The organism is Limimaricola sp. AA108-03 (assembly GCF_050847355.1).
In the GTDB taxonomy this organism is placed as follows: domain Bacteria; phylum Pseudomonadota; class Alphaproteobacteria; order Rhodobacterales; family Rhodobacteraceae; genus Limimaricola.
Genome location: NZ_CP193755.1, coordinates 540,346 through 552,019, shown reverse-complemented (window position 1 = coordinate 552,019; position 11,674 = coordinate 540,346). Strand labels below are relative to the sequence as shown.

The 11,674-nt window shown below is 67.0% G+C and carries 11 protein-coding genes; 4 read left to right on the top strand and 7 right to left on the bottom strand.

Features of this window, described 5'->3' with window-relative positions; genetic code table 11:
- Positions 1-187 precede the first annotated feature (187 nt).
- The 4 genes from ACRAQ3_RS02830 to ACRAQ3_RS02815 form a co-directional block, all read right to left on the bottom strand.
- Positions 188-982 (bottom strand): ABC transporter ATP-binding protein, encoded by a 795-nt coding sequence (locus ACRAQ3_RS02830; protein ID WP_432255600.1) that lies wholly within the window; start codon positions 980-982, stop codon positions 188-190.
- Between the two features lie 25 nt (positions 983-1,007).
- Positions 1,008-2,465 (bottom strand): dihydropyrimidinase, encoded by a 1,458-nt coding sequence (hydA, locus tag ACRAQ3_RS02825; RefSeq protein WP_432255599.1) that lies wholly within the window; start codon positions 2,463-2,465, stop codon positions 1,008-1,010.
- 153 nt (positions 2,466-2,618) lie between these two features.
- On the bottom strand, positions 2,619-3,095 hold the full coding sequence (locus tag ACRAQ3_RS02820) for a hypothetical protein (protein WP_432255598.1): 477 nt from the start codon (positions 3,093-3,095) through the stop codon (positions 2,619-2,621).
- A gap of 82 nt (positions 3,096-3,177) precedes the next feature.
- Positions 3,178-4,428 carry a Zn-dependent hydrolase gene (locus ACRAQ3_RS02815; protein WP_432255597.1) on the bottom strand — a complete coding sequence of 417 codons (1,251 nt, stop codon included), beginning with the start codon at positions 4,426-4,428 and terminating at the stop codon, positions 3,178-3,180.
- 184 nt (positions 4,429-4,612) lie between these two features.
- On the opposite strand from ACRAQ3_RS02815, the gene ACRAQ3_RS02810 reads away from it, so the two are divergent.
- The 4 genes from ACRAQ3_RS02810 to ACRAQ3_RS02795 all read left to right on the top strand — a co-directional run bounded on the left by ACRAQ3_RS02810 (position 4,613) and on the right by ACRAQ3_RS02795 (position 8,536).
- Complete coding sequence (locus tag ACRAQ3_RS02810) at positions 4,613-5,236, top strand: TetR family transcriptional regulator C-terminal domain-containing protein (RefSeq protein WP_432255596.1); 624 nt, start codon at positions 4,613-4,615, stop codon at positions 5,234-5,236.
- 24 nt (positions 5,237-5,260) lie between these two features.
- Positions 5,261-6,802, top strand: coding sequence for a potassium transporter Kup (locus ACRAQ3_RS02805; protein ID WP_432255595.1), 1,542 nt, complete (start codon positions 5,261-5,263; stop codon positions 6,800-6,802).
- Positions 6,803-6,865: 63 nt separating this feature from the next.
- Complete coding sequence (locus ACRAQ3_RS02800) at positions 6,866-7,894, top strand: IS110 family transposase (RefSeq protein WP_432255594.1); 1,029 nt, start codon at positions 6,866-6,868, stop codon at positions 7,892-7,894.
- A 255-nt stretch (positions 7,895-8,149) separates the two neighbouring features.
- Positions 8,150-8,536, top strand: coding sequence for a KUP/HAK/KT family potassium transporter (locus ACRAQ3_RS02795; RefSeq protein ID WP_432255593.1), 387 nt, complete (start codon positions 8,150-8,152; stop codon positions 8,534-8,536).
- A gap of 5 nt (positions 8,537-8,541) precedes the next feature.
- On the opposite strand, the gene preA is transcribed toward ACRAQ3_RS02795, so the two are convergent.
- The 3 genes from preA to ACRAQ3_RS02780 are packed head-to-tail and all read right to left on the bottom strand — an operon-like array spanning position 8,542 to position 11,570.
- Positions 8,542-9,846, bottom strand: coding sequence for an NAD-dependent dihydropyrimidine dehydrogenase subunit PreA (preA, locus tag ACRAQ3_RS02790; protein ID WP_432255592.1), 1,305 nt, complete (start codon positions 9,844-9,846; stop codon positions 8,542-8,544).
- A gap of 4 nt (positions 9,847-9,850) precedes the next feature.
- Positions 9,851-10,237 (bottom strand): VOC family protein, encoded by a 387-nt coding sequence (locus tag ACRAQ3_RS02785; RefSeq protein ID WP_165761475.1) that lies wholly within the window; start codon positions 10,235-10,237, stop codon positions 9,851-9,853.
- Positions 10,238-10,241: 4 nt separating this feature from the next.
- Positions 10,242-11,570: an NAD(P)-dependent oxidoreductase gene (locus tag ACRAQ3_RS02780; protein WP_432255591.1), complete on the bottom strand. Its 1,329-nt coding sequence runs from the start codon at positions 11,568-11,570 to the stop codon at positions 10,242-10,244.
- Between the last annotated feature and the right edge of the window lie 104 nt (positions 11,571-11,674).

The window sequence follows — 11,674 nt, the reverse complement described above, 5'->3', positions numbered from 1 at the left end:
CCCACACTTGCCGCTCCGACCCACCCTCGGTCTGAAGGACGCCGGTCTACTTGCGTATTCTAAGAACAAAGTAACCATGTCCGGCTTACTTGGAGGCGCGGTACAGGCTGGCGAGCCGATGACCGCGAACGAAGTCGCCATGCGACAGGGCTTCCCGCTCGCCATGGGTGGGGAGCCCGATTGTGTCTCACACCTCTTCATGGCCGGCCCTCAGTCCCTCGCGCACCCGGTGCGCGATCTCGATGAATTCGGGGCTGTCGCGGATGTCGAGCGGGCGCTCGCGCGGCAGCGGGCTGTCGATCACGTCGCTGATCCGCCCGGGTCGCGGACTCATCACCACGATCTTGGTCGAGAGATACACCGCCTCGGGAATCGAGTGGGTCACGAAAAGCGTGGTCTTGCCGGTCGCGGCCCAGAGCCTGAGCAGTTCCTCGTTGAGCCGGTCCCGCACGATCTCGTCCAGCGCACCGAAGGGTTCGTCCATCAGCAGGATGTCGGCATCGAACGCCAGCGCCCGTGCGATGCTCGCCCGTTGCTGCATCCCGCCCGACAATTGCCAAGGATACTTCTTCTCGAACCCGCCCAACTCGACCAGTTCCAGCACCTCGCGTACCCGCCGTTTCCGCTCGGCCTTGGGAAACCCCATGATCTCGAGCGGCAGCGCGATGTTGCCGCCGATGGTGCGCCAGGGGTAGAGCCCGGCCGCCTGGAACACGTAACCATAGGCCCGGGCCCGGCGCGCCTCGTCGGGGCTCATTCCATTGACCGAAACCTCGCCAGCCGTGGGCTGCTCCAGTGCCGCGACCACCCGAAGAAATGTGGTCTTGCCGCAGCCCGACGGGCCGATGAAGGAGACGAACTCGCCCTTCGCGATGTCGAGATCCACGCCCTTGAGGGCGTGAACCGGACCGTCCGCGGTCTCGAAGGTGAGGTCGACGCCGCGCGCCGAGATGGCGGTCTGGGGGATCGGCGCATTCATCATCGGCGCGCCCCCCGCCCCATCGCCCTCACACCCCGCTCGCCGGAATGCCCGAGCGTTCGACCGGGCGCGGTGCGGTCAGCGCCTTCCATGACGAGAGCGCCCGGTTGACCGGGCCCTGCGGCTCGCGCGCGACGAATTCGCCATGACCCTCATGCGTATCCAGCGTGCCGTCGCGCAGCGAGACATGGCCGCGGCTCAGCACGTAGCGCGGCAGGCCCTTCACCTTCTGCCCCTCGAAGACGTTGTAATCGATCGCAGACGCCTGCCCGGCGGCGGTGATGGTCTTTTCCTTTTCCGGATCCCAGACCACGATGTCGGCATCGGCTCCGACGAGGATCGCGCCCTTTTTCGGGTAGCAGCCGAGGATCTTGGCGCTGTTGGTCGAGGTGACGGCGACGAACTCGTTCATGGTGATCCGGCCGGTGTTGACCCCATGCGTCCACAACAGGGGCATCCGGTCCTCGAGCCCGCCGGTGCCATTGGGGATCTTGGTGAAATCGCCCAGCCCGTTGCGCTTCTGCTCGGTGGTGAAGGCGCAGTGATCGGTCGCCACCACCGAGAGCGTGCCCGAGGCCAGACCGGCCCAGAGGCTGTCCTGATGGCGCTTGTCGCGGAATGGCGGGCTCATCACCCGGCGCGCCGCGTGGTCCCAGTCGGGATGGGCGTATTCGCTCTCGTCGAGGATCAGGTGCTGGATCAGCGGCTCGCCCCAGACCCGCTTGCCCAGCATCTTGGCGCGGCGGATCGCCTCATGTGCCTCCTCGCAGGAGACATGGACGACGTAGAGCGGCACGCCCGCCATGTCGGCGATCATGATCGCGCGGTTGGTCGCCTCCCCCTCGACCGAGGAGGGGCGCGAATAGGCATGCGCCTCTGGGCCGGTATTGCCCTCGGCCAGAAGCTTGGCCTGCAGCTCGGCCACCACGTCGCCGTTCTCGGCATGCACCAGCGGGATCGCGCCCAGCTCGGCGCAGCGACGGAAGCTCGCGAACAGCTCATCGTCGTTCACCATCAAGGCGCCCTTGTAGGCCATGAAGTGCTTGAAGGTGGTGATGCCGTGATCGCGCACGACGGTTTCCATCTCGTCGAAGACCTGACGGTCCCACCAGGTGATCGCCATGTGGTAGGAATAGTCGCAGGCCGCCTGACCCGACTTGTTGTGCCAGACTTTCAGCGCGTCGAGCAGGCTCTGGCCCGGGCTGGGAAGCGCGAAATCCACCACCATGGTGGTGCCGCCGGCCAGCGCCGCGCGGGTGCCCGAACCGAAATCATCGGTGGAATGGGTGCCCATGAAGGGCATCTCCAGATGGGTGTGCGGGTCGATGCCGCCGGGCATCACGTAACAGCCCGTGGCGTCGAGTTCCTCGTCGCCGGCCAGCCCCTTTCCGATGGCGGCGATGCGCCCGCCCTCGATCAGCAGATCCGCCTCGTAAGTCAGATCCGCCGTGACGATGGTACCGTTCCTGATGACCTTGGAGCCCATTTCCGTTCCCTCTCTGTCAGGCCCGGCCCCTCGTGCGGGGGCCGTGGCACGTCCCGGGCGCGCGCTCGGTGGCGCGCTCCGGCTCGAAAGGGTCGGCGGGCGGAAGGGGGCGGCGGCGCGTGGTCGGCCGGCATCGCCCCCGAACTGCCCGGATCAGCTTGAGGGACGCGGCCCCACCGTGCCGTCGTCGTTTTCACACAGCGGCACGCCGTTTTCGTCGCGTACCGGGTAGCCGCTCAGCGGCTCGGTGCGCTCGATCGAGAACAGGTAGCAGCCATCGCCATTCTGGAACACGGCCGAGGGCGGCGTCCCGGGCAGGAGCGCGGCGAGCACGGCCTCCGGGGCGGAGACCACCTCCTGCGGGGATGTCGCGGTGATGGCGCCGGCAGGTGGCCGGGGGGCCGCCGCGGCGGTCGTGTCACCACCGTCCGACAATGGCGCCGTGGTCACCTGGGCGGGGCTTTCGAGCCGGGCCGGCGCTGGCGTCGGTTCGGGCGCGGGAGCGGGCGCCGCCTGCGGCGCGGGAAACACCGGAGCGGGTTGCGGCACGGCCACGGTACGCACTTCCTCGCAGGCGGCGAGCAGCGGCAGCGCCGCCAATAGGGGCAGCAGTCGGGGCAGTCTGGTCATCGGGCTCTCCTGAACATCTGGCTTGCCGATCCAGAAAGGCCGGAACCGGGAGAGGTCAAGCCCTGCATGTCCGGTGAACGTTTCAAGACACCACCTCGGCGGCCTCGATCACCGCGTGCAGCAGCACGTCGCAGCCCTTGGTCGCCCAGTCCTGCGTGATCTCCTCGGCCTCGTTATGGCTCAGCCCGTCCTTGCAGGGGCACATCACCATGGCGGTCGGGGCGATGCCGGCGATCCAGCAGGCGTCGTGTCCGGCGCCCGAAACGATGTCGCGATGGCCGTAACCCAATCGCTCGGCGGCGGCGCGTACCATGCCGACGCAGTCCGGGTCGAAGGTGACCGGCTCGAAATGCCCGGTGGGCTCGATCTCGAGTCCGAGCCCGAGCTCGTCGGCGATCCGCGCCGCCTCGGTCTCGACCGCCTTGCGCATCACGGCGAGCTTCTCGGCATCCGGCGAGCGGATGTCGACGGTGAAGACCGCGCGGCCCGGGATCACGTTGCGGGAGTTCGGCCAGACATTGGCCTGCCCGACCGCGCCCACCGCGTCGGGCTGGTGCTCCATCGCGATGCGGTGCACCGCCTCGGTGATCCGCGCCATGCCGAGCCCGGCATTGACCCGCATGTGCATCGGGGTGGAGCCGGTATGGCTTTCCTTGCCGGTGAGCCGGACCTCCAGCCACCACAGCCCCTGGCCGTGAGTGACCACGCCGATATCTTTCTCTTCGGCCTCGAGGATCGGGCCCTGCTCGATATGCAACTCGAAGAGCGCATGCATCTTGCGCGCGCCAACCTCCTCCTCGCCCTTCCAGCCGATCCGTTCCAGTTCGGCGCCGAAGGATTTTCCATCCGCATCCTCGCGCGCATAGGCCCAGTCGAGATCGTGCTGCCCGGCGAACACGCCCGAGGCCATCATCGCCGGGGCGAAGCGGGTGCCTTCCTCGTTGGTCCAGTTCACGACGACAATCGGCCGGCGGGTCCTGATTCCCATGTCATCGAGCGTACGGATGATCTCGAGCCCGCCGAGCACGCCCAGCACGCCGTCATACTTGCCGCCCGTAGGCTGGGTATCGAGATGGCTGCCGACATAGACCGGTAGCGCGTCGGAATCCTCGCCCTCGCGGCGTGCGAACATTGATCCCATCTTGTCGACGCCCATCGACAGGCCCGCGGCCTCGCACCACTTCGCGAACAGCGCCCGGCCTTCGGCATCCGCATCCGTCAGGGTCTGGCGATTGTTGCCGCCCGCCACGCCGGGGCCGATCTCGGCCATCTCCATCAGGCTGGACCAGAGCCGCGCGCCGTCGATCTTGAGATTTTCGCCGGGTGCGGACATGCTGGGTTCCTCGCCTTGCTGCCGGTCGGACCCCGCGCGGCTTCGATTTGACCGCTCGGTAAAATTAACGCTATCAAAGTCCCGACACCAGTCAAGGATCGCGTGAGCGCGCCCCCGGTCGGGGCTCGAAACGATGCGAGACGAGGCAGCGGCGGGTCGTTCCGCCCGTTCGACAGGACCGGAGATGACCAAGAGCCCGCCCCGCACCCGGATCCAGGTCCGCAACCGGGCCGCCATCCTCGAGGCGGCGCTCGAGGTTTTCGCGGCGCGTGGCTTCAGGGGCGCAACGCTGGACCGGATCGCGCAGGCGGCGGGGCTGTCGAAGCCGAACCTGCTCTATTATTTCCGCTCCAAGGAGGCGCTGCACCTCGCCATTCTCGAGGATCTGCTCGAGCTGTGGCTGGCGCCGCTGCGCGAGATGGATGCCGAAGGCGAGCCGCGCGAGCAGATCTTGGGTTACGTGCGGCGGAAGCTGGAGATGAGCCGCGACCACCCGCGCGAAAGCCGGCTTTTCGCCAACGAAATCCTGCAAGGCGCGCCCCGTGCGCGGCCGGTATTGGAGGGCGAGTTGAAGGCGCTGGTCGACGAGAAGGCCGCGGTGATCGCGGCCTGGTCGGAATCAGGGCGGATCGGACCCGTCGACCCCTATCACCTGATTTTCTCGATCTGGGCCCTGACCCAGCACTATGCCGATTTCGAGGTGCAGGTACGCGCGATCATGGGGAAAACCAATCCCTACCCGGGCGCCGAAGCTTGGCTCGATCACCTCTTCGGCGCGGCACTCGGGATTTCGCACAAGAACACTTGAACACCGGAGCCGGCGGGCGCATCTATGCGCATCGTCATCTTGGCCGCTCACATGCATGCCCCGACACATGCCGCCCCACGCGGCCACGCTTTTTCCTCCGCCACACCAGCCCTGACACTCGGCGCCCTTGGCGTCGTTGTGGGCGATATCGGGACATCGCCGATCTACGCCCTGCGCGAAGGTCTTGCCGCAGCAGGCGGCGAAACCGGCGCCCCCGCCCCTGTGACGGTCATTGGCACCGTCTCGCTCCTGTTGTGGCTGCTGATCGGCATCGCCACGCTGAAATACGTGGTGCTGATGCTGCGCGCCGACAACAACGGCGAGGGCGGCACGCTGTCGCTTCTGGCGCTGGCCACCCGCGCGGTGGGACGACGCAGTTGGGGGCTGATGGCGCTGGGCATTCTCGGCGCGGCGCTGTTCTTCGGCGACGCGATGATCACCCCGGCAATTTCCGTACTCTCGGCGATCGAAGGGGTGACGCTGCTGGCGCCAGGCTTCGAGCCTTGGGTGATCCCCGCGGTCATCGTCATCCTTTGCGCCCTGTTCTGGGCCCAGCGCGGCGGCACCGGGGGGATCTCGCGGCTGTTCGGCCCGGTGATGCTGGCGTGGTTCTTGACGTTGGGTGGCCTCGGCCTCGTGGCAGTGGTACGGCATCCCGTGATCCTCGCGGCGTTGAGCCCACTGCCCGGCCTGGAGCTGCTGTGGCATGGCGGCGGCGCGGTGGTGCCGATCCTCGGCGCCGCCTTCCTCGCGGTGACCGGCGCCGAGGCGCTCTATGCCGACATGGGGCATTTCGGGCGCCGGCCGATCCGCCTCGCCTGGACCTGCATCGCCCTGCCCTGCCTGATGCTGAGCTATGCCGGTCAGGGCGCGCTGGTGCTGTCGGACCCTTCGGCCGCTCGCGACCCGTTCTTCCTGCTGGCGCCGGGCTGGGCACTGCCGGGGCTGATCGGCCTCGCCACGCTGGCCACGGTGATCGCCAGCCAGGCCGTGATCACCGGCGCCTTCTCATTTGCCTACCAGGCGATGCAGTTGGGCCTCCTGCCGCGCATGGCGGTACACCACACTTCGACCACGCAGCGTGGTCAGATCTACCTGCCGCGGATCAACGTGATGCTGCTGTTCTGCGTGGTGGTGCTGGTACTGAGCTTCGGCAGTTCCTCCGGCCTCGCCGCCGCCTATGGCATCGCGGTGACCGGCGAGATGTTGATCACGACGCTGCTGGCCTATGTGGTGATGCGGCGGGTCTGGAACTGGCCTCGAGGGCTGGCGGTGCCGCTGACGGCACTGATCCTGGCGGTCGAGTCGGCGCTGTTCGGGGTGAACATGACCAAGGTGACGGATGGCGGCTACGTGCCGCTGGCCGTAGCTGCGGCGCTCTGCGTCGTCATGGCCACCTGGTTGCGCGGCTCGGTGATCGTGCAGGACCGGTCACGCGCCCGCGGCGTGACGATGGAAGCACTGGTCAAGTCCCTGTCGCATTCGAGCAGGCTGCGCCGCGTGCCCGGTACCGCCGTGTTCCTCACCGCCGAGCCCGTGATGGCGCCGCCGGCGCTGATGATGTGACCGCCCCCCGACGGCATCGATGTGCCAAGGTGGGTTTGCAACAATCCACATTGGAGGGCGGTCATGTCGGACGTTACCACAATCGGTCTGGATCTGGCGAAGAACGTGTTTCAGGTGCATGGAGCTGATGGCTCCGGCAACGCGGTCATTCGCAAGAAGCTGCGCCGGGATCAGGTTCTGTCCTTTTTCAGCCAAGTGCCACCGTGCCTCGTCGCCATGGAAGCCTGTGGCGGTGCCCATTTCTGGGGCCGTGAAATCGGTAGGCTGGGCCACGAGGTGCGGCTGATCCCGCCAGCGTATGTGAAGCCCTTTGTCAAACGCCAAAAGAACGATGCGGCCGATGCCGAGGCGATCTGCGAGGCGGCGCAGCGCCCGTCGATGCGTTTTGTGCCGGTGAAGAGTGAAGCGACCCAGGGTGCGGCCATGGTCTTCCGCGTCCGGGAGCTTCTGATCCGGCAGCGCACCCAAGCGATCAACGCCCTGCGGGGCCACTTAGCCGAGTTCGGGGCTGTGGTGTCACAAGGGGCCGCCAACGCCGCGCGCCTGGTGGCGCTTGTGGAGGACCGGGACAGTGGCTTGCCGGACGATGCACGAGGCACCTTGGAAGTTCTGGTCGGAACGCTGGCCCAGCTCGACGCTCAGATCGGGAAGCTCGACGCAGAGATTGCCCGCCGCGCCAAGGAGAACGACGTCGCGCGACGGCTGATGACGGTCCCGGGCATTGGCCCGCTGATCGCCACGGCGATTGCGGTTCTGGCGCCCCCGCCAGAGACGTTCCGAAGGGGTCGGGACTTTGCCGCCTGGCTCGGCTTGGTGCCGCGACAGCATTCGACGGGCGGCAAGCAGCGTCTGGGTGCCACCACGAAGATGGGGGAGCGGTCCTTGCGACGTCTTCTCATCATCGGTGCCAATAGCGTCGTCATCAAACGACACGTCCACAAGGAGGCGCAGCCGGGCACCTGGCTGGGCGGCCTGCTGTCGCGCAAGCCGCCGATGTTGGTGCGGGTGGCGCTGGCCAACAAGATGGCGCGGATCGTCTGGGCCTTGATGGCTCGAGGCGGCGTCTACAGGTCTCCGGTCGCGATGGCGTAAGCCAGCGTCGGCCGCGAGCGCGTCGGAGCGAAAGAGGGCAAGGAGTTGTATGGCGCAACGGTCGTGAGACGGGATCGGGAAAACCAGTGTGCAACAGAGTGCCTTCGAGCACGCGGCGTTGATTTGGATCCGACCTGCGCACACCATACGGGCCTGCGGCATGTATGGCCGCATCAGAGGCCGGACACATGTCAGCACCCGACGACGCGCCAAGATCAGCTCTGAATATACCTCTTGCGCTTGGGGCGGTTACACATGTTGCACAATATCAAGCACAACGGAGTGCTGCACGAACACAGCTACGTCGTCACGGTGATGATCTCGGATCAGCCACATCTCGACCCCGTGGTCTCGCTGGTGGTCGAGACACTGAGTGACGGCATCGAACGGGTCCACGTCACCTTCGGCTACATGGATCCGCCTAACATCGCGCGGGCGCTGCGGCGGCGGCTGCGCTTCGACATCCACGCGACTTCGTTCTTCCTGAACCGGCGCACCGTGCTACTTTCGGACCGGCCCGGTTTGGCGCGCTGGCGCAAGAAGCTGTTCATCGGGCTCACGCGCACCGCCGCGGCGGCGCATGACCACTATCATCTACCCTCGGACCGGGTGATCGAACTGGGCCAGCAGATCAGCCTCTAGGGCGGCTATTCCGCCGCCTGCGCCATCGGGTTGTTGGGATGGGTGGTCCAGTCGGCGTGATCCTCGGACACCACCTGCCCGGTGCGCGGATCGACGCTCCCCGGCGCCATCCGGACCATGTCGATGCAGTTCTCGACCGGGCAGACATCGACGCAGAGGTTGCAGGCGACGCATTCCGCGTCGATCACCTCGAACACCCGGTCCGGCGTCATCGCGATTGCCTGGTGCGAGGTGTCCTCGCAGGCGGCATAGCAGCGGCCGCACTTGATGCACAGTTCCTGATCGATCCGCGCCTTGGTGACGTAGTTGAGATTGAGGTTCTTCCAGTCGGTGACGTTGGGCACCGCCTGGCCGACGAAATCCGAGGTCGAGCGATAACCCTTTTCATCCATCCAGTCGGACAGCCCGGCGCACATCTCCTCGACGATCCGGAAGCCGTAGGTCATCACCGCCGTGCAGACCTGCACCGTGCCGGCGCCCAGCACCATGAACTCGGCCGCGTCGCGCCATGTGGTGACGCCACCGATGCCCGAGATCGGCAGGCCGCGCGTCGCCTCGTGCCGCGCGATCTCGGAGACCATCGACAGCGCGATCGGCTTGACCGCGGGACCGCAATAGCCGCCATGGCTGCCCTTGCCGTCGATGGTGGGCTGCGGCGCCATCAGGTCGAGATCGACCGAGGTGATCGAGTTGATCGTGTTGATCAGGCTCACCGCGTCGGCGCCGCCGCGCTTCGCGGCCTCGGCGGGCTTGCGCACATCGGTGATGTTGGGGGTGAGCTTCACGATCACCGGGCGGTCGTAATACTGCTTGCACCAGCGGGTGACCATCTCGATGTATTCGGGCACCTGCCCCACCGCCGATCCCATGCCGCGCTCGCTCATGCCGTGCGGACAGCCGAAGTTCAGCTCGATGCCGTCCGCGTTCGTCTCCTCGACCCGCGGCAGGATCGCCTTCCAGGCCGCCTCCTCGCAGGGCACCATGATCGAGGCGATCAGCGCCCGGTCGGGATAGTCGGCCTTGACCCGCGCCATCTCCTCCAGATTGGTTTCGAGATCGCGATCGGTGATCAACTCGATGTTGTTGAGACCCAGGAGCCGCCGGTCGGCGCCGTAGATGGCGCCGTAGCGCGGGCCGTTGACGTTGACCACCGGTGGCCCCTCGGCCCCCAGCGTTTTCCAGACCACCCCGCCCCAGCCGGCCTCGAAGGCGCGGCGGACGTTGTATTCCTTGTCCGTGGGCGGCGCCGAAGCGAGCCAGAACGGGTTGGGGCTCTCGATGCCCAGGAACCGGGTGGTCAGGTCGGCCATCTCATCATCCTTCCGGTGGTGTGGCGTGCATCACGATGGTGTTGCCTTCGCTGTCGAGGAACATCGCGAAGCGCTCGGTGTCGCTCCAGGGAAGCTCGGTGGGGTTCGACACGAAGCGCACCCCTTCGGACTTCAGCCGCGCGGCCTCGGCATCGACATCCGCGCATTCGAGATAGAGCACGGGGACTTCCTCAGAGTAACTCACCTCTTGGCGCCGCGCGAACTGGATCTTGGTCTGCGTGTCCGGCAGCTTCATCATGATCATGCGCCAGTCCTCGTCGAGATCGGCATCCAGCGCGACCTCCATGCCGATCCGGTCGCGGTAGAAGGCCAGCGCGCGGTCCTGGTCATCGACCGGAAGCGGCAGGATGAAGATGCCCGTGAATGCCATTTGTCTATTCCATGAGTGAGCCGTGAATGTCTTCGGCGGCATCCCGACCCTGCGCCACGGCCGTGACGGTGAGGTCGTCGCCACCGCCGGCACAGTCTCCCCCGGCCCAAACCTTGTCCATGCCGGTGCGGCCGCGACCCTGCGTCACAACCTTTCCATGTACGATTTCCAGGCCATTCGCGTCCCCAAGGCGCTGTCCGACGGCACGGAACAGCTGATCCGCCGGCAGGGAGAATCGCTCCCCCGTCGGGGCGAGGCCATCCGGCCCCTCCGCCATCCGCTCGAACACCACGGCGGAAAGCCGCCCTTCGCCCTCGATCGCGACGGGCGCGGCCTCGAAGATCAGCCGCACGCCGCGCCGCGCCGCGAGCTCCTGCTCGTAGAGGCTCGCCCCCATCCGCTCGCGCGCCCGGCGATAGACCAGCGTCACGGTCTCGGCACCCAGCCCCTTGGCCTGTACCGCGCAGTCGATCGCGGTCATGCCGCCACCGATCACCACCACGTCGCGGCCGATCGGCAGCGTCGACAGGTCCTCCGCCTGGCGCAACGCCGAGATGAAGGTGACGGCATCATGCGTCCCCTCGAGCGGCGGGCCCTCGAGCCCGAGCGCGTTGACGTCGGAAAGCCCGATGCCGAGGAACACCGCGTCGTATTCCTCCCGGAGCGCATCGAGCGTCACGTCGCGACCGAGCCATTGCCCGTGCCGCAGCTCGATGCCGCCGATACCCATGATCCAGGCCGCTTCGCGCGCCGCGAAATCACCGACGGTCTTGTAGGCGGCGATGCCGTATTCGTTGAGCCCGCCCGGCTTGGGCGCGCCCTCGAAGATCACGACGTCATGGCCATGCCGCGCCAGCCGGTGCGCGCAGGCGAGCCCGGCGGGCCCGGCGCCGACAACCGCGATGCGCTTGCCGGTGCGGGGCGCGCGGGTAAAGGGGTGGCCCTGCCGCGCCATCAGGCTGTCGGTGGCATGGCGCTGCAAGAGCCCGATCTGCACCGGCTTGCCCTCGGCCGCCTCGCGCACGCAGGCGCCCTCGCAGAGCACCTCGGTCGGACAGACGCGGGCGCACATGCCGCCCAGGATATTGGCTTCGAAGATCTCGCGCGCCGCGGTTTCCGGGCGCCCGGCCTGGATCTCGCGGATGAACAGCGGGATGTCGATCTCGGTGGGGCAGGCCGTCACGCAGGGTGCGTCATGGCAGAAGTAGCAGCGATCCGCAGCGACCCGTGCCTCATGCGCGCTCAGTGGAGGGTGAAGGTCCGAGAAGTTCCGTGCCAGCACATCGGCAGGCAGGCGTCCGGCGATCGGTCCGGTCTGTGGCTGGGCAGGCATCTGGCGTCCCCCGTGGCAGCATTCCGTTTTGCCGAGCCTGACACGGAATCATTTTTTTCCAAACGGTAAATTTTGTGCGTCATGCGAATCCGGTTTTCCTTGAC